The 21,579-nt window shown below is 60.7% G+C and carries 16 protein-coding genes; 2 read left to right on the top strand and 14 right to left on the bottom strand.

The window, feature by feature from the left end; genetic code table 11:
- Positions 1-224: 224 nt before the first annotated feature.
- The 9 genes from A6U86_RS19140 to A6U86_RS19095 form a co-directional block, all read right to left on the bottom strand.
- Complete coding sequence (locus A6U86_RS19140) at positions 225-1,037, bottom strand: ABC transporter ATP-binding protein (protein ID WP_068394407.1); 813 nt, start codon at positions 1,035-1,037, stop codon at positions 225-227.
- On the bottom strand, positions 1,030-2,037 hold the full coding sequence (locus tag A6U86_RS19135; RefSeq protein ID WP_068394405.1) for an iron ABC transporter permease: 1,008 nt from the start codon (positions 2,035-2,037) through the stop codon (positions 1,030-1,032). Before A6U86_RS19135 ends, A6U86_RS19140 begins: the two co-directional genes overlap by 8 nt.
- Positions 2,034-3,011, bottom strand: coding sequence for an iron ABC transporter permease (locus tag A6U86_RS19130; protein WP_244510007.1), 978 nt, complete (start codon positions 3,009-3,011; stop codon positions 2,034-2,036). The genes A6U86_RS19135 and A6U86_RS19130 overlap by 4 nt, the downstream gene beginning before the upstream one ends.
- Positions 3,012-3,052: 41 nt before the next feature.
- Positions 3,053-3,982, bottom strand: a complete 930-nt coding sequence (locus A6U86_RS19125; protein WP_068394401.1) for an ABC transporter substrate-binding protein — start codon at positions 3,980-3,982, stop codon at positions 3,053-3,055.
- 68 nt (positions 3,983-4,050) lie between these two features.
- Positions 4,051-6,204, bottom strand: coding sequence for a TonB-dependent siderophore receptor (locus tag A6U86_RS19120; RefSeq protein WP_068394399.1), 2,154 nt, complete (start codon positions 6,202-6,204; stop codon positions 4,051-4,053).
- Positions 6,205-6,512: 308 nt separating this feature from the next.
- Positions 6,513-7,379 (bottom strand): MurR/RpiR family transcriptional regulator, encoded by an 867-nt coding sequence (locus A6U86_RS19110; protein ID WP_068394395.1) that lies wholly within the window; start codon positions 7,377-7,379, stop codon positions 6,513-6,515.
- 137 nt (positions 7,380-7,516) lie between these two features.
- The gene (locus tag A6U86_RS19105) at positions 7,517-9,187 is read right to left on the bottom strand and encodes a tetratricopeptide repeat protein (protein ID WP_068394393.1); all 1,671 of its coding nucleotides are present in this window, start codon (positions 9,185-9,187) and stop codon (positions 7,517-7,519) included.
- Positions 9,188-9,247: 60 nt separating this feature from the next.
- Positions 9,248-10,723, bottom strand: a complete 1,476-nt coding sequence (locus A6U86_RS19100) for a hypothetical protein (protein WP_068394423.1) — start codon at positions 10,721-10,723, stop codon at positions 9,248-9,250.
- Complete coding sequence (locus tag A6U86_RS19095; protein WP_068394391.1) at positions 10,723-11,607, bottom strand: hypothetical protein; 885 nt, start codon at positions 11,605-11,607, stop codon at positions 10,723-10,725. The genes A6U86_RS19100 and A6U86_RS19095 overlap by 1 nt, the downstream gene beginning before the upstream one ends.
- Positions 11,608-12,044: 437 nt before the next feature.
- Here A6U86_RS19095 and dinB point away from each other — a divergent pair, with 437 nt between their 5' ends.
- Complete coding sequence (dinB, locus tag A6U86_RS19090) at positions 12,045-13,142, top strand: DNA polymerase IV (protein WP_068394421.1); 1,098 nt, start codon at positions 12,045-12,047, stop codon at positions 13,140-13,142.
- 51 nt (positions 13,143-13,193) lie between these two features.
- Here the strand turns inward: dinB and A6U86_RS19085 are convergent, their stop codons facing one another.
- The 4 genes from A6U86_RS19085 to A6U86_RS19070 all read right to left on the bottom strand — a co-directional run bounded on the left by A6U86_RS19085 (position 13,194) and on the right by A6U86_RS19070 (position 19,182).
- Complete coding sequence (locus tag A6U86_RS19085) at positions 13,194-13,976, bottom strand: carbohydrate ABC transporter permease (RefSeq protein WP_083196908.1); 783 nt, start codon at positions 13,974-13,976, stop codon at positions 13,194-13,196.
- Positions 13,977-14,071: 95 nt separating this feature from the next.
- Positions 14,072-14,965, bottom strand: coding sequence for a carbohydrate ABC transporter permease (locus tag A6U86_RS19080; protein ID WP_068394389.1), 894 nt, complete (start codon positions 14,963-14,965; stop codon positions 14,072-14,074).
- Between the two features lie 67 nt (positions 14,966-15,032).
- Positions 15,033-16,292 (bottom strand): hypothetical protein, encoded by a 1,260-nt coding sequence (locus tag A6U86_RS19075; protein ID WP_068394387.1) that lies wholly within the window; start codon positions 16,290-16,292, stop codon positions 15,033-15,035.
- 148 nt (positions 16,293-16,440) lie between these two features.
- Positions 16,441-19,182: a glycoside hydrolase family 2 protein gene (locus A6U86_RS19070; RefSeq protein WP_068394385.1), complete on the bottom strand. Its 2,742-nt coding sequence runs from the start codon at positions 19,180-19,182 to the stop codon at positions 16,441-16,443.
- Between the two features lie 164 nt (positions 19,183-19,346).
- Here A6U86_RS19070 and A6U86_RS19065 point away from each other — a divergent pair, with 164 nt between their 5' ends.
- Positions 19,347-20,357 carry a LacI family DNA-binding transcriptional regulator gene (locus tag A6U86_RS19065; RefSeq protein ID WP_244510006.1) on the top strand — a complete coding sequence of 337 codons (1,011 nt, stop codon included), beginning with the start codon at positions 19,347-19,349 and terminating at the stop codon, positions 20,355-20,357.
- A 136-nt stretch (positions 20,358-20,493) separates the two neighbouring features.
- On the opposite strand, the gene A6U86_RS19060 is transcribed toward A6U86_RS19065, so the two are convergent.
- Positions 20,494-21,576 (bottom strand): DUF917 domain-containing protein, encoded by a 1,083-nt coding sequence (locus A6U86_RS19060; RefSeq protein ID WP_068394381.1) that lies wholly within the window; start codon positions 21,574-21,576, stop codon positions 20,494-20,496.
- Positions 21,577-21,579: the final 3 nt, after the last annotated feature.

The raw sequence follows: 21,579 nt of genomic DNA, 5'->3' as shown, positions 1-21,579 counted from the left end.
ACGTCCGCATCCAGGCCGGCCAGAACGCTCGCCTCGCATTCAACCTCGATAAAACCGTCTTCTTCGATCCCAAAACCCAAGCAAGAATAGCTTGAGGGGGTGGCTGGTATCGGTATCTCCGCGGTCTAGTGGACCGCATCTCCCGAAAGAGACCGGCGCTGCGTCCAGCAGCCGGTTTCAAGCGCGATCTTTATGACGCCAACCTCCACGGCTGGCGACGGCTCTCATGCATGGCTCCTCGCAGCACCGGTGAACGGCAGGCATAGAGGCGTACCATCGATCGGATGAGGGATGACCATCGCCTCGATGCCGAAGACCGTCCGGATGAGATCAGGGGTGAGCAGACGAGCGGGGCTGCCCACGGCATGGATGCCGCCATCGGCGACCGCGACCAGGTGGTCCGCATATTGAGCGGCATGATTAAGATCATGGACGACCATGACGATCGTGCGGCCCTGATCGGCGTTGAGCTTCCTCAGGAGGTCAAGCACCTCCAACTGGTGGGCGATATCAAGATAGGTTGTGGGTTCGTCCAGGAGCAGCAGCGGCGTTTCCTGCGCAAGCGCCATGGCAATCCAGGCGCGCTGCCGCTGGCCGCCGGACAGTCGGTCCAGATCCCGTTCGGAAAGATCGAGAAGTCCCGTGGAGGCCAGGGCCTGTTCGACGATCTCTTCATCGTGCCGGCTTGGCCGCGACAGCATGCCCTTATGCGGGTGTCGGCCAAAACGGCAGAGCTGCCGCACGGTCAGCCCCTCGGGTGAAACCGGACTTTGTGGCAGGAGAGCAAGCGTCTGCGCAATTGCCCTTCCCGGCATGGTCGCGATCGACTTGCCGTCAAGATAGATGGCGCCTGCCGATGGCTGGATGATACGAGCGAGCGTGCGCAGAAGCGTTGACTTGCCGCTGCCGTTCGCACCGATGAGCGCAGTGATGCCGCCGTCCGGAATGGCAAGATCCACCTCTTTCAGGACCGTGGCGCCACTATATCCAACGGTGATGTTTTCGGCGCGGAGCCGGCTCGCACTGTTGTCAGTCATGCTTGCCTGCCTCCTTGATCAGCAGAAAGACGAGATAGGGGCCGCCGATGACCGCTGCGATGATCCCGGCCGGAATTTCGTTCGGCAGGGCAATCACGCGGCCGATCAGGTCGGCTGAGGACAGCGCAAGCGCACCGATAAGGGCACTTGCCGGCACCAGGTGGCGGGCACGGCTGCCGACCAGAAGCCGGGCTGCATGCGGCGCCAGAAGGCCGAGAAAGCCCATGCTGCCGACGGCTGCGACGGCCCCTGCGCAGAGCAGTACCGACACGAGGATCAAGCCACCGCGCAGCGCGCGCGGCGACATGCCGATGCTGGTCAGCGTGTCGTCGCCGAACCCTCCGGCATCGAGCCGAAAGGAGGCAATCACCACGGCGGGCAGGCAGATCAGCAACCAGAGGAAAAGACCCAGCACGTCCGTACCGCTGCTGCCATAGACGCTGCCGGCGAGCCACACCATGGATTGATCGGCGCGGGAGGGATGGAGCACCATGATATATTGCATCAGCGCCTGAGCCAGCATGCCGAGCGCCACTCCCGTTAACGCAAGCGCGGTGATGCCGCCTCCAAACCGCCTGCCGATCGACAGGAGTGCCGCCGCCCCGAGCAGGCCGCCGGCAAAGACGCCGAGCGGGGTGGACCACACCGTCCAGGCCGGTGGCGTCAGAAGACCCGCAAGGAAAGCGCCGAGACCGGCGCATTTGGTAATGCCGACGACATCCGGCGAGGCAAGCGGATTGCGCAGCGCGCCCTGCAGCAGGACGCCTGCAAGGCCGAAGGAAAGACCGGCCAGGATAGAAACCGCAACGCGTGGTGCGCGATAGTGCATGACGATGAAGGCGTTTTTGCCGCCGCCGATCGCAGCGAGCAGATCTTTGATGCCAAGCGTTACGGCGCCAATCGTCATGCCCAGCAGAGCGACGATCGCAATCAGCAGGATGATCGCGCCGCAGATACTGGCGGCGCGAAGGTCCGCCTGGCGTTCCCGATGAGTGATCATCTGGACCTCCGGCTGTAGAGGATAGCCAGAAAGGCGGGAGCACCGATAAGGGCTGTCACGATGCCGACCGGAAGCTCGGCAGGAAAGGCCGCGACGCGGCCGAACAGGTCGGCCGTGCTGAGAAAGAGTGGGCCGGCGATTGCCGACAGACAAAGAACGGTTGCCTGGTCTCCACCCGCCAGACGCTGGACGATATGCGGCACCAGCAATCCGATGAAACCGATCGGGCCGCTGACGGCAACGGCCGAGCCAGCGAGAACGACAATCAGCACGGCGGCAAGACCACCGACGCGGCGGCTATTCTGGCCGAGCGAAACGCCGGTATTCTCATCCAGGGCCAGCACGCCGAAATGACGTCCGGCAACAAGCGCAATGCCGCCGCCCACAAGCGTGAACGGCAGAATGATCCACACCTTCGACCATTGCGCGCCATTGATCGACCCGGCAAGCCAGTAGACGATATCCTGCGCCGCGTTGTTGGCGATCAGGATCGCCTGCACCAGCGCCGCCAGCACAAGCTGGATGGAGATACCGGCGAGCGCCAGCTTCATCTCATTCATCGCGCCGGATACCGAGAGCGCCCACATGGCAAAGCCGACGGCCGCCGCACCGACGAAGGCGGGCCAGACCGTGCCTGCGCTACGCAAGGCCGGGAAGGCAATGAGGCACAGCACGATCGCCAGGGACGCACCGGCATTGATGCCGAAGGTTTGCGGCGAGGCCAGCGGGTTTCGCGTCAATGTCTGGATCAGCACGCCGGCGACCGCGAGATTGGCGCCGACCAGCACGGCGAGAATGCCGCGCGGCAGGCGGACATCCCAGACAACAGCGCTTTCGGGAGAGCCGTCCGGAAGGAAGAGGAGCCGAAGCGCCCTGAAGGCCGACAGGCCGGAAACGCCGAAGGCGATGCCGCCGACAAGAGCCGCCATCAACAGCAGGAAAAGCAGCGCGCCGAGAAGGCCCGGCCGCTGCATCATTCCGCTCCGGGTACCGGCGGCACTTTCCCTCACGACCTCTACCCTGCCCTATAGACCTTCGCCAGGACATCGCGTGCGATCATCTCCGCTGTCCGCAAGCCACGGAAGCGGGAGAACTGATTGCGGTCGACCTCGAAAACCATGCCGGCCTTGATGGCGGAAATATTGGACCAGGCGGCGTTGCTCTTCCATTGGTCGACAACCGTGCCGCCGGGATCGATCGCGACAAGCAGGATGTCGGGATTGACGGCGATCAACCGCTCGAGACCGGCGCCGCTTTCGACCGGATCAGAGGAGTCGAGCGCGGGTGTGAGGCCAAGCGCCTTGAACACCGACCCAGTGAAGGACGCCGTCGTATGCAGGCTCATCGAATCCGGTGTCGCGACAGCGAGTAGTATCCGGCGCTTCTCGCCAGCGGGAATTTTGGCGGCCAGTGCCGCCATCGTCGGCTCATGGGTGGAGAGCGCTTCGATGCCTTTGTCATGATTACCGAGCGCGTCGGCTATCACGACGACACTATCCTTGATCGTCTGGTAGTCGCCTTCCCAGCTGTTGAGGACGATGGTCGGCGCGATGGCGCTCAATTGCCCATATATGGCGGCATGGCGGATTTCGTCGGCGATGATCAGATCGGGCGACCGAGCGCTGACAAGTTCGAGATTGGGCTCAAGCCGGGTGCCGACCGAGGCATAGTCGATCCGCTTTCCAAGCAGCAGCTCGATGCGCTGCGCCTGATTATCGTCGGCAATACCGACCGGGACGACGTTCAATGCATCGAGGGCCTGCACGAAAGAGAATTCAAGCGCCACGACCCGTTGCGGTTTACCGCTGATCTCGGTCGCGCCCATCCTGTGCGCAATGCTGCGCGAGGCGTCCTCCGCTTTGGCGGCCCGCGTCCCCGGAACGACAAACGATACCATTGCTGCCGTAAAGGCGAGGCCGAATTTGCGGCGGGTGAGATCGATCATCTTCAGGTCCGTGTGCGTGGGTCATGGCTGCAGCCCGGCGTTATATCGGGCTGCCGATGTTTACACGATCAGAAAGTGATCGATGCGTTGACAAAGAATGTGCGCGGCTGGCCGACGAACTTGCCGCCATTATTGTCCGTCGAGCGCGTGAAGTATTCCTTGTCGAAAAGGTTCTTCACGCCGAAGGCAAATTTGGGGGCATTCTTCACGTCTTCCGGCTGATAGGCAACGCGGAGATTGACGGTTGCGTAGCCGGGGATATCACCCAATCGGCCCGTCGCGTCCTCAGCGGTGACATAGGTTGCTCCGTCTGTCGCATTGCCCGGAGAGTGCTGCTTGGACTGGCCGGAAATATCGGCGTTGATCATCCAGCTCTCATAGCGATAGTTGGCGCCGATCGTGCCGAAATGGCGGGAATAGAAGGGAAGATCCTTCCCCTGGAACGCGCCAGCCTCGAAGGTCGCCTGCGTGTAGGTATAGGTTCCATAGACGGAGAGGCCTTCGAGTGATGGCACGAGGCTGCCGAGATCATAATGGGTCGCGGCCTCGATCCCCTGATGCTTCGTCGCGCCCAGATCGGTCCACTCCCCTTCCCCGACGATATTGCGGCTGAGATAGAGCTCCTTGTCGAAATCGATGTGGAAGGCCGTCAGTTCGGCGCCCCAGTTATCGCCTTCGTAATGCGTGCCGATTTCGTAGGTATTGGCGGTTTCCGGATGAAGGCCTTTGGTCGTCGAGGCGAGATGGCTATACTGTTGCGGGCCGAAGGAGACGCCTGCATTGGCGAACACGCTCCAGGAATCGTCGACCTGATAGGCGACGGACAGTGTGGGCAACGCTTCCCTCGCCTCGATCTCCGGAGAGCGCACGCCGGTTACGGCACTCCCGACGAAGTCCGTGACGGTGTTGTTCGTGCTGATCATCTCGTAGCGCACGCCGGGCGTGATGGTCCACTTGCCGATCTGGATCTTGTCGTCGATGTAGAAGGCGTGCGCCGTCGTGCCGCCCTTGCTCGTCTGATAGGTGTTCATGGCGAGATTGTTCGGGTCGATCCCGGAGGCGCGATTGTAGAAGGCGGTGCGCGCGGCAACCTCGGAACTGTCTTCCCATAGGTAACGGTAGCCGATGGTCACCTCGTGATTGGTGTCGCCAAGGTCGAAAAGGCGTGAATAGCGCGGCTCGATGCCGAAATACTCGTAGTTTCGCGGTGCGGATGTCAGCCTGTAAAGGCGCGAGCTGGCGCCGGTGCCCTGCTGCTCGACATGGCTGCCACGGAACGAATTCACATAGTAGCCCAGGATCTCGAAGTTGTTCTCGCCATCATTGTGCTGATAGCGCACAGAGACGTCGTTGCGACGGCCGCTGAACTCGTCGTATTGGCGCGTCGCCTGGAAGGGATCCTTGGCATATTCGGCCGTCGTCAGCCCGCCCGGCATCCGGCCTTCGCCGCTGAAATGGTGGTATTGGACGCCAAGCGTGTCCGTATCGGACAGCTCGTACTTCCCTTTGAAGATGATATCGTTGATATCAGTCCGGTCATTGCTGTCGCGATAGCCCTCGCCGTGTATGCCGGAATAGAGAAGTGCCGCGCCCAGACCATCGTCGTTTGTACCGCCAATGAGGAAATTCGGCGTCGCCTTGACCCCGCCGCTCATTTCAGCGCCTGAGGAGAAGCGCGCCGTAAACTTGTCCGGGATCGGATGCGTGACGAAATTGATGATGCCGCCGACATTCTGCGGCCCATAACGCACGGAACCCGCACCACGCACGACGTCAACGGTCTCGACGTTTCCAAATGTCAGCGGCATGAGCGACAATTGCGGTTGGCCGTAGGGGGCGTAGGAGAGCGGAATGCCGTCCATCAGCACCGTCGAGCGCGGAGACAGACGCGATGTCAAACCACGAACGCCGAGATTGAGAGACATGTCGCTGCCGCCCGTGCCATTGCTTTCCTGCACCTGGACGCCGGGGATCTGGTTCAGCGCGTCTCGAATGTCGACGGCACCTCGCTCCTCCAGCTCCTTGCTGTCCATGATGGTGCGGGCACCCGGATGTTTCAGAACCTTTTCCGCGTTCGGCTGATCGAGCCAGTTGCCGGTAATCGTGATCGGTTCCAGCGTGGTGGAGCCGTCTGAATTGGCATCCTGAGCGAAGCCCTGCATGGGCGCCAAGGCGACCGATGCGAGAAGTGCCGATCTGGCGAATTTGCGATTGAGAATCATCCCTGTCCCCGGACTAGAAATCAATAAATGAACAAGCGCCTCCACCACGCGAACCAAGACCGCGCGACAGGAGTGAGCAAATTGAAATGGATCGATGTAGGGCACCGGGCCGGTCAGGCCGTCGCCCGCAAACATGCGCTAACGGATGATTTTGGAAATGTGTTTCATGCGTGCCCCACAACGATGAAAAGCGGCGCGCCTTTTGCGGCCATGTCGTGGCTACTACATTACTGAAGTGCAGATATCAATAAAACATTACCGGGATTGTCATCTTTTTTAACAAGGAAGTCCGATCGCTTGCAACGAGCCTACTTCGGCACCTGCTCCCGCAGCTGGGCAAGCCTTTTCCGCGTTTTCAGCGCCCGCTCCTGATTGCGCGCGGCAATCCCGTAAGCGAGGATATCCGCAACGACAATGGCACCGAGTGTCCAGCTCGCGAGACCCGTCGCGGAGCCGACACAGGTGAGCACTGCGGAGACCCTGTCGCGATAGAGCTCGGTCAGTTGAACGCCGCATACCAGCACGACACGACAGTCCAGTTCGGAAACCTGGTTTACGACCAGCCTCAGCTCGGCAGTGTCGCGCGCCGTCTGGAAGACAATCACCACGTCATCCGCCCGCAGGTCGATCAGCTCGTTGGCAAGAACGAAGCCTGACGAGCCGGAATGGCGCGTCCGCAGGCCCACCCGGCTAAGGGCAATGGAGCAATGTTTGGCCTCGACCTCCGAGCGCCCTATGCCGAGGCACCAAACGGTATTGGCCTTGTCGAGGAGCTGCATCGTGTGGGCGAGCGCATCGATATCCAGCTTTTCTTCCGAGGAAGTCATGATCTCATGCACGGTGGAAAAGATGCGTTTCGTTATCGCGCGAAGATCGTCGCCCGTCGCCCGAAACCGCTGCGACAGCCGTTCGGTCGTCGGGATGCTCTTCGCCATGTTGCGGCTGCAGAGCCTCTTCAGTTCCGGCAGGCCGGTGAAGCCCAACCGGCGCGCCGCCCGGATGACCGTCGCATCGCTCGTGCCGCTCTTGGCCGCGATATCTTCGGCGCTCTCGAAAATCAGAATGTCGAGCGGCGTTGCGAGCAGATATTCCACGACTGCCAGTTCAGAGCGGCTGAGTTTCGACTTGTGCTGCTGAAAGCGGTCTTCCAGTAGCTTTTGATTATGGTCGTCCATGCCATCCTGTCCCGACTACGGCGATTCCGGCGCCCTGAATACCTGACGTTGCGATCAGCCGAAACAAGAAATTCCGTTGGACAGGCACCGCCAACGCAAGCCGTCGAGGTGATCGCCGCCGACAATCTCACCGACCTTCAGCGGACGGGAGAATTGCCCGGGAATGGGATGCGCTTCCAGTTTGTACCGTCAAAGCAGACAATGTCGTCATAGCCGATGGACCACAACAAGCCATCCGCGACCCGCAGGATATGTCCATCATTATGCTCCGGCACCAGCCCGGTTCGTATCCGCTCGACCGAGCCGCCGTCATAGGCGTAGAGGCCTTTTTCGGTCGCGAGAAAAACCCGGCCTTCATAGACGGTAACGGCGACATAGGCCCGCGCTCGATCGGGTGTCAAAACATTCGTGAATCCATCGATATGATTGCCATGCAGCAGAGTTCCATGACGGCCGCAGGCCCAGACCGAGCCGGGATATTCCACATGAATGCTGCTGATGGACGCGATATCTGACACTACCGATGCCCAGCGATGGCCATCCCAGCAGAACAGCACGCCATCATTCACATTCTTGTGCCAACCACCGACATAGACTTCATGGTCGTAAGGCCCGGCAATCGCTTCGAGACTGATCCCTTTTTCGTCCTTGCCTTGAAGCAAGCCTGCGTCGATATGCTGCCAATGTCCTGAATCCGATCGGCGGTAAACCTGTCCGCCGCTGCCGCAGGCATGGAGCCGACCATCGATTGAGGCGATGGCGATCATATATCCCCAACCCTTGGAGTCGTCGCTCCACAGGCCCGATCCGACAATGCGCTCGGTCGTCATCCGGCCGTCGACCGACAGGTAAATCACATCACCTTCCTTTGAGAGGAAAGCGCTGGTGTCGATATCCGTCCCGGATGAAAAAAGAGCTGCATCGGTGATCATCGTCGTCAGGTCGAGATAGGTCCAGGCCGGGCTATGGCCTTGGCGATATCGGCATAGTCGCGCGGAACCGTCGAAGCGCTCCTCGCGATTGGAGCACGACACGAAGATGTTGCCGGCCGTTCGGACAACCGCCGCCTCGAATTGAAGCCTGTCGGCATCGGATTTCAGCAGGGGCCGCATCGCCATCGATCCGGCCGGCAAGGGCGGCGGCGAGTTCTGGCCATCCAGTAAATCCGAAACACGGATCTCCAGGGTCGGATCCCGCGCGTAGAGCGCCATCAACTTTTCTTCTGCGCCGGGATGGCCGGAAATCGTCGCCCTGCGATACCATTTGAATGCATCGGTCAGGCTGATGTCGCAGCCGTTGCCAACTTCGTAGATCATGCCGAGCGTGAATTGCGCCGTTACATCCTCCTGGTTGGCCGCCTTGATGAGCCATTCGATCCCTTCGGCTGGGTTTTCGGGAACGCCGTCGCCTGTAAGATGGAGCATGCCAATCAGCCTTTGCGCCCTGGGCAGGCCTTGCTCCGCTGCCTTGCGGACCCATCCGGCGGCAGCTTTCTTGTCGCGTGCAACGCCCTCGCCATGCGCAATCATCAAACCGAGGTTCAACTGGGCGATTGCAGATCCTAGATCAGCAGCACGGCGAAACCAGGCGACGGCGGCAACCGTATCCCGCTCCACGCCCTGTCCGCGCGCATGAAGTACGCCCATGTTGTTTTGCGCCGAAGAATCCCCTTGTTCAGCCTCCGCGCGCCATATGGCCAATGTCTGGTCGTAGCGACCCTTTTCATAGAGGTCGCCCGTGCCCGGGGCCGCTCCCTTGGCAATCAACAGCCAGGCCATCTTCGCCCCGTCTTCGGCTGAATTACCCATTTTTCTCAGGCCTCCGCTTGAAACAACCATGGCTGATCGGCCCAGTTGCGAGCCATTTCCTCATGAGCGCGGGCGCACGAGGATCTTCGCTCCGGGAACGGACAACCGATCCTTTACGAACCCCAAAACCTTCATCTGCGGCCCATCATCTATCGTCAGGCGACCGTCGGTAACCGGCCGCCTTATCCAGGGTTCCATGACGACATTGTCGTTGATCACTATCTGCACTTGCCGGCCAATCGCCGCCTGGGTGAAATCCCGAAATCTATCTGCGCTCTCAGGCGTGAGCACGATATTCAGTGCAAACCCATAGGGATTGGAAGCGGAGCCCACCTCGGCGCTCTCCACCTCAAGCCAGATCGGCGCAATCGACTTGTCCTGATCGTTGCTGGTCACAACCGCCGTATCTTGCTGTGCCGGCGCCTCGGATGTTGAAAGCTCGTCGAGGACACCCGGCCCGGCATTGACCAGCGGCAGCGGTTCGACATGCAGGTTCGGCGTCTGCTGGACCGCCGCCGTCAGGATCGGCGGCACCTGCAGGCTGGCTGGCATGTCTTCGCGTCGCATGTAGGTGTAGGTGCGCAACGTCGTGCCTGCCATCGCGATCGTTACGACTTCCGAAGCCTCAACCACGGAGCCATCGTTCAGCGACACCACAAACTTCGCATTCCGTTTCTTGTCGGCGCGCCTGACGGAAGCCAGCTGATCGGCGGTAAGGCTCTTCACCCGCTCGTCAAAGGCAGCCATAAGCTTGGCGATCACCTCCTGCTGCGACTGGCTGAGTGCCGCCGGATCATATGCATCCGTCACCGAAAGGGTCGCCGTGCGCGCCGCCGCGTCCGTGGAGTCCAGCACCCAGGTCGATGTTACCGGGACACTCACGCCGCCATAATCCTCGTTGCGCGATGCCGCCAGGGCCTGCCCAACGTCCATGGTCTCGTCCTGATAGGATTGCCCGGAGGCCAGCAATTGCGCTTCCGGCGCCAGGGCGGTGACAATGAGAACGGGGTTTTGCTCTATTCTGTCGATGATGTTGTCGACACTGCTTCCCGGCGCGGCGACCGCTCCGCCCGGTCCATTTGCCGCCATCTGCCGCATATGCGCCAATATCTGACCGGCGCCAGGCAAGCTGCGCGGATAGCCGTTCAAATCCGTTTCGAGTTCGAGCGAGCTGACGCCATAAGCAGTGAGAGAATTGCGATAAAGCAAGTTCATTTGATAGGTATCGGCAGCACCTGCGATGCCATCCGGCAGGTCGGCGCTAAGCGACCAGCGAACCCGTATGCCCTGCTCGTCCCGCGACAGAACGGTCATCTTCTGGCGGAACTCTCCGCGCGTGATCAGCGGCGCGGCGGCTGATTTATCGAACCAGAACGACATGTCGTTCTCGCTCGCCTTTTGGACGCGATAGCTGTGCTCGACCCCGGTTGCCGGTGCGTAGCCGGGGACCGTAACGCTCTCACTGGACCAGGCAGCGCTCGACACGGCGGTGAAAACGCAAAAACAGACGAGCGTTGCTCTCAGGCGCGCTGCCATCATTGCGACCTCCGCGGCCCGGCAATGGTCGCCACTCCGAACGGATTGAACTTATATTCGGTCTCCTCGTAGCGAGTATCGTCCGATAGGGTGACATGACGCTTCGCCAGCGCTGCCTCAACACCATCGCGCGTCATTTCCTCGGCCACTTCATCAATCAGGGCAGCGATCTTCAGCTGCTCGCTATTGGTCGACGGCGGCTGATCATCCTTCCGCTCAAGCTTTACCAGCACGTCAGGCAGGCCAACCAGATGAAAGCCGACGCTGGCCATTCCCTCGGCATCGTCTCCAATGGGTCGGCGGGCGAAGGCGAGACGGCAAGCCTTCGCAAGCGCCAGTAAATCGCTAGAGGCGGCTGCGTCACGCGCCTGCTCGAAAAGCTCTCTCCACCGCCGCACGCCATGCGCTACACCGGCACTCTCGCCCTTTGCAGCGACCGCGCCGTGATCGAGCATGTATTGCACGAACATCAGGGCCTTTGCCGTAGTCGCTACGGTTGTCTCCGGTTCCATCGACGGGCCGAGGACGTAGAGAACCGACCCGTGAACGGCGACGGCATCCTCGTCTGTTTCCTCATAGGCGTCGGGGTCGACGCGGTCCCAGCAGATATTGAATGACCGCACCATCCGATCATCGGGCTCATCCCGCGAAAATTCCTCGTCGACGGTAAAGATATCGCCGAACATGCCGATGGCGGCGCGCGCACTCACCTGCAAGGCCGCAAGCCCATTCTCCTTGCCGAGAAAGCAAAGGATATGACGGGGCGTGTAACTGGAGCGCGATGTGGCAAATGCCGGCGTTTTGCTCGCCGGGCTGCCGAAAGATGGTTTTGCCAGTATGAGACCCCCCAAGAACGCAAGAACGCGACGACGCACTGAGTTCATTCCCCGTTTCCCTATGATTTCCAATCGATGGAATAGACTGTCGCCACCCACACGCTATCCGGGCTGCGCCACAGCTTCTACCCTATTTACGCTACAGCTTGATTTCAACTTATCGCAGTCGACTGGTTGCATTCCGCGCCCGCAATCCAATCTAACGCTCAGGGCCCTGATCCCTTGCCGCAGGAAGGTGGTCATGAGCACATCCTCGCTCAATGGGATATCTGACGCCGTCACACCGAGCATGCTATTGATACCGCCGACACGAGCCGCTGCGGCCGGGCGGCATATATGTTCATCGAACAAGGCCCCGGCAGCCGGGATATTTGGAGAATCGGCTGGATGCGGTACCTCATCGACCACTGGCCATCATGTTGAAAGAAAGTAGCGCGCGCGATCAAAAGGCAATGCTGAGCCGTGGATTGAACGCTGAGACCATCATGAACGATACGAGCGCCATCCCGGTCCGGAAAATCATCCATGTGGACATGGATGCGTTCTACGCATCGGTCGAACAGCGGGATCATCCCGAACTCCGCGGCAAGCCGCTCGCAGTCGGCGGTTCCTCGGCGCGCGGCGTGGTGGCCGCTGCGAGCTACGAGGCTCGCGCCTTCGGCGTTCACTCCGCCATGCCTTCGGTGACCGCAAAGCGCAAATGCCCCGATCTGATTTTTGTGCCGCCTCGCTTCGACGTCTACAGGGCGGTATCGCAACAGATCCGCGAGATCTTCGCCGAATACACGCCTTTGATCGAACCGCTCTCGCTTGACGAGGCCTATCTCGACGTCACCCAGAACCTCAAGGGCATGGACATTGCCACCGAGATCGCCCTGGAGATCAGGGCGAAGATCAAGCAGGTCACGGGGCTCAATGCCTCGGCCGGCATCTCCTACAACAAGTTCCTCGCCAAGATGGCAAGCGACCTGAACAAGCCCAACGGCCAGGCCGTGATCACGCCGAAGAACGGACCGGCGTTTGTCGAAGCTCTTCCGGTCAACAAATTCCATGGCGTCGGGCCGGCAACCGCCGAGCGCATGCGTTCATATGGGATCGAGACCGGGCTCGATCTGAAATCGAAGTCTCTTGCCTTCTTGCAGGAACATTTTGGAAAATCGGGACCATATTTCTACGGCATCGCCCGCGGAATTGACGAACGCCAGGTAAGGCCCAACCGGATTCGGAAATCCATCGGTGCCGAAGACACCTTCGTCGAGGATATTGACGATCTCGAGCTGGCAACGGCGGAGTTGCTCCCCCTGGCCGAGAAGGTCTGGCGCTACTGTGAGACGGGTGGCATCAGCGGCAAGACGGTGACCGTGAAGATCAAATATGCGGACTTCACGCAGGCGACACGCAGCCGGACCAGCCCGCTTCCGGTCGCAAACGTGAGTGACGTCCTTGAGGCGGCATCCGCGCTTCTGGCAACCGTCTACCCGTTCAGGCGTCCCGTCCGCCTGCTCGGCATTACCCTTTCGTCTCTGACGAACGAGGAAGCCGATGAAGCTGAGCCGCAGTCCCAGCTCAATCTCGACATCTGAAGATCAGCAACCACGTGAAAAGGCCAGCACTGAGAAGGAGCCGCGTTGCTCCTATCCCTTTATTCCGGCCGACAGCATGATGGCGCGCGTGATCTGCCTTTGGAAGAGAAGGTAGAGAATGGCGACGGGAAGACCGGCCAGCACCGCAGCGGCCATGTCCTTGGCAAAACGCACGCCGAAGACATCCTTCACCTGGGTAATGCCGACGGGAATGGTGATGGTCGCGTCCGAAGTCGCGACCAGGAATGGCCACAGGAAGTTGTTCCATGCCGCGATAAAGGTGGTGATGCCAAGGGCGGTGATTACGCCCCAGTTCATCGGCACGTAGATCTTCCAGAGCATCCTCAAATGGCCGGCATTGTCGAGCATCGCGGCCTCGCGGAACTCCCTGGGGATCTGGTCGAAGAACTGTTTGAGGATGATGATGACCGAAGGCACCACCAGCTGCGGCAGGATGATGCCGCCCCAGCTGTTGATGAGCCCGAAAGAATTCATCAATACGAAATGGTTGATGATGAGCGCCTCCGCCGGAACCATGACCGAGGCGATCAGCGCACCATAGATCAACCGGCGGCCGGGAAACTGAATCTGGCTCAGCGCATAGGCGCAGCAGACGCTGATCACCAAGACCACCAAGGCGATGATCGTCGATGTGCCGACCGAGTTGACATACCATTGCACGATGCTGGAGCGGCCGATCACGTAGAGATAGGGTTCGATCGTCGGCGCCTTCGGCAAGAGCCCCGGCGTCGGGCTTACCACCTCGGTGTCGGACTTGAGCGACGTCACGATCGCCCAGTAAAGCGGGAAGAACCAGATCAGTGCCCCGACCACGGTCAGCGTGGTCAGCGCCCGGCTGCTCCACCTGCCCGCCGCGATGCCATCGCTTACTCGTTCCGGGCGCGCCTGCCGATCGGGTGTCGAAACGCTCACTTTTCACCTCGCGCACGCAGGAACTGATATTGGAAGACGGAGGCAATCAGGATGATGGCGAACAGGATGGTGGCGACGGCTGCGCCCTCGCCGCCCTTGTTCTGCTTGAAGGCGAGATCGTAGATCACGGACATGACCACGGATTGCGCGTCGGCCGGCGTATGGGCGAAGTAGCCAAGCAGGTAGGGCTGCGCAAAAATCTTGAATTGCGCAATCAGCTGCAGCGTCAGCACCAGCGCCGTGACCGGCCAGATCAGCGGCCAGGTTATTTTTGAGAAGACCCGCCAGCGGCTGGCATTGTCGAGCGCTGCTGCCTCGTAGATGTCGGGCGAAATGCTGCGCAGGGCGGCCAGAAAGAGCAGAATGTTGAAGCCGATCGTCCACCAGATCGTGACGACAGCGACGGAGGGCATGAAATAGGCTGGTGAACGCAAGAGCGGCAGCGGCCGGCCACCAGTAAACAGCCCGACGACATCCTGGATGACACCGTATTGCATGTTTGCGATCCAGGTCCAGATCTGCGTCACCACGGACACCGGCAGAATGGATGGCAGGAAAAAGCACGCCAAGACAAACATCTGTATGCGTCCGGCGAGGCGATTGACGCCCATGGCGATGAACAGCGCGAGAAATGTGCCCGGGATGACGGTCAGGACGATGAAGTACAGCGTGTTCAGAAGCGCCTTTTGCAGCTGAGGCGAGAAGAGTTGGCGCGCATAATTGTCGAACCCAACCCACTCGCCGGGGCCGATCAATGGCGCATTGGTGAAGCTCATCGCCACCATGCGCCACGTCGGGTAGGCGAAGATCACCATAAATGCGATGACGGCCGGAGCGACCAGCAGCGCTGCAATCAGGCTATCCTGCTTCTTGTTGCTGACCGCAGCCATCCGTCACCCGCCTTGCTTATGCGATCCCGGAGCCCGAACAGCCCCGGAAGCTGTTGAACGGAAACGATCACTGAGCGTTCATGTGATCGCGGAACTTCTCCAGCGTCTCCTTCAGGTCGCCTTCGCCGTTCAGCGGCCCGGACGCCATGTTCTGCCAGTCATCGTCAAATTTGGAGGCAGCACCGGTCAGCGGCGTCTTCGGCATGTAGAAGGCGTTGAGCGCCATGGCGGCATAATCGGCCTGCGGCTTGAGCGCCTTGTAGGCGTCCGATGTGCTGACCGGCAGATAGGCCGGGATATGGCCGGCTGCAGCCCATTCCAGCGAATTCACATTCATCCACCGGATGACCTCGAGAACCGCTGCGCGCTTTTCCGGGGACATTGTGACGCCGACATTGTTGGGGATCACGAAGGAATGCGAGTCCGACCAGTTGGCGGGCTTGCCCATCCAGGCCGGAATGTTGACCATGCCATAGCTGAAGCCATTGCCTTTCGCCACTTCGGTTTCCATGGTCGGCAATTCCCAATTGCCATTCAGGAAGAAGGCGGATTGGCCGGCCAGAAAGGTCGGCGTGATGGTTTCAGAATCGACATAGGGCTGCGCCCAACCTTGCTTCACCCAATCCGTGACCTCGGCATAGGCCTTTTCCATCTTGTCGAAATTGTCGCCCTGCAGGAACTTGCCGTCCGCGGTCAATTGGCCGCCCAACTGACCGAACAAGGTATAGATGTCGCGTAAATCGCCGCTGGATGATGCGATGACGACACCGTTCTTGCCGGCCTCCTTGGCCTTGGCCAACAGCGCGCGCCAGCCTTCCAGCGTATCGATGCCGGTCGGCTTGCCGTCCACGCCCAGCGCTCCGAGTTCCTTCAGCACATTCTTGTTGTAGTAGAGAACCTCACCATGCACGTCGAAGGGAACGGCGTAGCGCACATTGTCGACCGTCGAGGCGGCAATCGCATTCGGCGGATAGTCGCCATCCTTCAAGCCAACCGCCTCAAGCTCTTTCGGATCGATCGGCGATACGGTCTTGGCCGAAACCGCGGCCGCCAGGCGCGACAGGTGGTAGGTCGCGATGTCCGGTCCCTGGCCGACGGCCGCCGAGGTCTGCAGCTTCGTGTAATAGGGAATGCCCCATTCAAGAGTCGTACCCTTGATCTGGATCTTGTCCTTGTGCTCGTCGTTGAAACGCTGGATCAGCGCCTTCATCCGCACGCCGTCGCCTCCCGACAGAAAGTCCCACCAGACGACACTTTCGACCGCGAATGCGGGGAAGGCAACCATGACGGCTAGCGCCGCAATCGATGTTCTCAACAGGTTACGCATTTTCACTCCTCCAGAATGATCGGTTTTCCTGCCGGGGCCTCCCGGCCTTCTTGTCTTGCGTCGCAGCTTGGGAAGCCGATGAGCTCCCATCTGTCTTGGCCACCTGGACCTCCTCCCGGTCACACGGCGGCTTCACTCCATTGGCTGCCTAGGCGGCGGCCGTTTCAATAACTCCATCCAGCAAGGCTGCCGCCACCGGATCGGCGCCGGCAGGTTCGCGCATCAGGCCAAAGGTCGTGGCGACGATCCGGCCTGCGCCGACCCGTCGCTCGGCAATGGTCGCGCAGGGCTTGTGAATCCAGCCCGCCATCGTGCCGGCATGGACGAGGCCATCGAAATGGATCGGCCGGAAGCCGGTGATGACGCGGTTGGGATTGACGCCGACGAAGGAAAGGTCGGTGAGTGGACCGCCCGGCAGCCGTGCAAATACCCCGGAACGCTTCACCCAGCTGAAACCGGTGACCCAGTTGCCTTTCCAGATGGTGCCGTTGCGCTCGGTGACGCGCATCTGCGGCATCGGCTGCCCGCGATCGCCTCCGGTCGGATAATTCCAGTTCGGCTGGTCATTGCGCAGGTTGCCAAACGGTGCGGGCGCGATATCGGCGAGCGACACGTAGCGGGCGCCGTGCTCCATGGCGTCGATATCGGCCTGGCTCAGCGTCGATGCGACCCGCACATCCGCCTCGTCGGCACCGACGACCTCATAGCCGAGCACGGCCAGATAGGCTGCAATCTCGGGCTCACCAGAGAAAACGGAGAGCGCGGGCTTGGACCTTTGGGCGTAGACGCTGATGTCGAGACTGTTGCGCGCAAGCTCCTTGCCACCGGCGGTGAGCGTGAACTGGACGCTGACCTGCTTGCCAGCTTTTTCCACCGCAAAAGACAGATTGAGTGCTGGCAGGCGGTGCACGGACGTTGCGTCCGCTGCTGCAACCGCCATCCTGCCCGCGTCTGCGCCATCGATGCTCCAGCTTAGTTCGGCGGCGGGCAGCGCCTTGCCGCCCGTCGAAATTTCGAGTTCGATACCCGCCGTGTCACCCGCCCAGACGGCATAGCGCTGCATGCGCGGGACTATGACGACATCGGTATTAATCTCGTGAAAGCGGTGGTGATAGGCACGCGTATTGCGCTCCATGTCCATGAGGCCATTGGCCTCCCAGTGCAGATCGGTCAGCTCGGTGATGACATAGCCCTGGATCGAGGCATGCCGGCGCATTTCCTCGATCTCGAACTTCAGCGCATTGAACTGATGCCATTGCGCATCCTCGATAAAAGTATCAAAGGACGAAAAGACCTTGTCGAACTGATAAGTGCGGAAGCGCTGCTGAACGCCATGCGGATAGGTCGCGCCTTCGCTATCCCATTCCAGGCCATTGATGAACCAGAACGGCTCCTTGCCGTCCTGCAGCAGCTTGTCGGGATGCGGCAGCCCCCAGACGCCGAATTCGGAGACGACGAGCGGTTCGTCGCCGCGCCGCTTCGCATCGCCGTTCGGCGAATAGGACCAGTCGGGCCGCTTGGCGAAGGCTGAAACCCAATCGGCCCATTCACGCGCCATTTCCGGCACCGAGGCGTAGTAATGGTAGTCATCGATGTCGGAGACGATGTGGAAGTTCGGAACGCAGGCCGAATTGTCGACCACAAGCCGGGTCGGGTCCTTCTTCTTCAGCCAATGATAGGCGCTATACAACCACGAGCGCTGATCGGCGCTTTCGACAAGGCGCGTGCCCCAATCTTCGTTGATGATGGTCCAGATGACGATGGAGGGGTGGTTGCCGTCGCGGCGCAGGATGCCTTCCATCGTGTCGAGCAGGCGCTTGGCCGAGGCCTCTGTGAATGTCTGAATATTGGGAATTTCCGTCCAGACCAGCAGGCCGAAGCGGTCAGCCACATCATAATAGCGGGGATCGGGAACCTTGATATGGCAGCGCAACAGGTTGAGCCCGAGCTCCTTCGATTTACGCGCCTGATCTTCCAGAAAATCCAGCGACGGCGGCGTGTAGATGCCTTCCGGATAATAATCCTGGTCGAGCGCGCCGCGCATGTAGAATGGCTGGCCGTTCAGGAAGAATTTTCCGTCTCTCGCCTCGAAGCTGCGAAAACCGAAATTCTCGGCCACGGCATCGATGATGGCGCCACCCTCGGAAAGTTCGATCACAGCCCGGTATAGCGCGGGATCATCGGGCGACCAGGCCTCGACCTTGGCAACTTTGAGCGTGACTGAAGCTTGCGCCGCGGCATCGAGAGCAAGCTCCTGCGACACCGCCACCGCACCGTTGCGATCCAGAAGCGTGATGTTCAAAGCGCCGGTAAAGGCCGAGGCCAGTTCGACATCGACAGTCACATCGCCAGTGGCGAGATCGGCGCGAATGGACTGGTGCGTGACATGCGCCTCGCTGCGGCATTCGAGCCAGACCGACTGCCAGATACCGCCCAGCATGCCGTACCAGCTCTGCTTGCCGTGCGGAATTTCGTCAAACGGAAAGTCGGGGAAAGCTTTGGCGTCCGAACTCGGCAGGGTAACCTTTACCTCAAGGTGCAGTTCGCTACTCAGCATATCCGCAGGGATGACAAACTCAAACGGCAGATAGCCGCCTTCATGAGAGCCAAGGCGGCGGCCATTGACCGAAACTTCGGCGAAATAGTTCACCGCGCCAAAATGCACGACCACCTGACGTCCCAGCCACTCCTGCGGCACGACCAGCGAGCGTGAATAGGTTGCCACGCCGGCGGCGGCGCGCAGATCCGGAAAATGCGCCTGCCAGGGGGCCGGCACCGCAATCGTCGTCTGCCTTTGCCCCTCCAGCTGAAAATCCCAGATCCCATCGAGTGACAGGTGTGCACGCGGCCCGGAATGGGTGTCGGCGAAACGGCGGGAGGCAATGGTCATGGGCCGCAAGCTTTCCAGTTGGATTTAGTCACAAAATAAGTTACATACAAGTTTCGTAACTTAAAAATGTAACACCCGCAAGACCCGCCGCTTCACATTGTCCGCCAGATTTTCTAACGTGCCGGCCAGTTGCCTCAGAAAGAAACCGCGTGAACGACAAAACAATGAAACGACCGACAATGTCCGACATCGCTGCAAAGGTCGGCGTTTCGCATGCGACGGTTTCACTCGTATTGAACGAGGCGCCCGGTAAGCGCGTTTCGGAGGAGATGCGCAATCGTGTGCTGGCCGTGGCCGAGGAGCTTGGCTACCAAAAGGCCACGCCTGCCAATCACTCGATCGGCGGCATCATCGTACTCCTCATCGATGATCTGATGGCTTCGCATCACGCCGCGCCGCTGATCGAAGGCGTGCGCGAGGCGGCCGAGGAGCGCGGCTTGGCGGCGGTGACCGTGGTGACCGGCGGACAGGTCGAGTTCGCGGAAACCATTCTCGACTATATGGGCCGGCGGCAGATCGTCGGCGTCATTTACGCCACGCTCATCACCCAATTGGCGCCGGTGCTGCCGTCCAAACTTTCCAACTATCCAACCGTACTCCTCAACTGCCATCAGCAGCGCGCCGAGTTCTCCTCCATCATCCCCGGCGATCTTGCCGGCGGCTTTGCCGCGACCGAGGCGCTCATCAAGGCCGGACATCGCCGCATCGCCATGATCGACGCGGGCAAGGATCGGCTGGAAGCCGCCCGCGATCGCCTGAGCGGTTACCGCCAGGCGCTTACCACCTATGACATGGCCGTCGATCCGGATTTGATCGTCTCCGGCGCCTGGTCGCTCGATCTCGGTCGCGAAAAAATGCTGCAGCTGCTCGACCTGCCATCCCCGCCGACGGCGGTGTTCTGTTTTTCAGACCGGGTGGCGATGGGCGCCTATGACGCCATCAGGATGCGCGGCTTGAAGATCCCCGACGACATTTCCGTCGTCGGCTTCGATGACGAAAGCCTTGCTCGAAAGATCCTGCCGCCGCTCACCACCTTGAAGCTGCCGCATGAGGACATGGGCCAATGGGCGGTGACTGAGCTTCTGGAAAAGATAGCGCAGCCGAAGAAACCGCCCGTGCGGCTGAAGATGGAATGCCGGCTAATCTTGCGCGCTTCCATCGCCCCGCCCCGTTGAAGCCGGCAGGCAAACAAGGACAAGATGATTGTCCGAACAGGAATGAAAAGCTCCGAATGTCGAGGTGGCGGCGGGCCGTCTCTATAGCTCGCCGCCTGTATGAATCCCGATGGGCCGCAGACTTGTGAGCCCTACCTCACGAGAACGGATAGGGTGTATAATCGGCGTTGTAGCCGAAGTAGCGAGGTCCGACGAGTGCGATACCGGCGGGCGTCAGCCATTGCGGATTGCAGGGAAAGGCCAGAGCCACCAGCCGAAGCCCATAGCGAAGCGAGTCCGCCGTGACGGGGTTGCCGCTTTCCGCCTCGAGCAACGTGATCAGATCCGGTGTGGAGCAGATCATCTCTCCGTCGCGCTCGGCCATCAGGAATTCATTCTGGAAGTCGAGCTTGAAGGTGTGCCCCTTCCAGGTCTCCAGACCGTCGAAACGGGCGCTTCCACGCGCAAACCCGCCAACGGTGCGCCGATCGATATCCCTGACCCGGCCGTTGAAAATGATGCTGGCTCCAAGCATCTTCGTGATCGCCGTGACCGGGTCGGCATGGGCCGCCCGGGTTTCACGCAGCGTCCGGCCTAGATTGGCGCAGAGTGAGAGCGTGCCGCGAACCACCGCCTTCTTCGCGATGTCACCGCTCATCGGGTAGAATGCCAGCAGCGCCGAACCACCCATTTCGACGGTTGCGGCGCGTGCCAGCCGCTCGGTCCAGCCATTGCTGACCGTTTCAAGAACCAGCGAATTGCCCTTGTCGTCGCAGAGCACCATCGGGGTCGCCGACACGCCATGCATCGTGAAGGTCACCATCTGCAGTTCCGGATAGGCGCGGCCCATGCCATCGCCATCGACAAGCGGCAGGCCGGTTGCGGCCGCGACCACGAAGGGTGTCGTCGAATTGACGCCGCCGGCCTCGCCGCACAGAACCGCGTCGATCTTGCGGCCGAGGAGCTGTTCAAGCTTGCGGAAGGCGGTGACCAGCTCGTCGCCCTGCGGCAACTTCTCCGTCATCACCGTCGGCGCCCCCATCATGCAGACGGGGACGACGAGAGCGTCGTCGGGCAGATCTTCGACATCGACGAGTTTGACTGGCCCGTGCTTGCGGATCGCTTCCTGTGCCATAAGCTTGCCGACATAGGGGTCACCGCCGCCGCCGGTACCAAGAATGGCGCCGCCGATCGCAATGTCTTCAAGATCTTCGGCATAGATCGTTCTGAGAATTTTCATGGC

It is taken from the genome of Rhizobium sp. AC27/96 (assembly GCF_001692325.1).
Taxonomy (GTDB): domain Bacteria; phylum Pseudomonadota; class Alphaproteobacteria; order Rhizobiales; family Rhizobiaceae; genus Rhizobium.
This window is presented reverse-complemented; position numbering and strand designations above follow the sequence as displayed.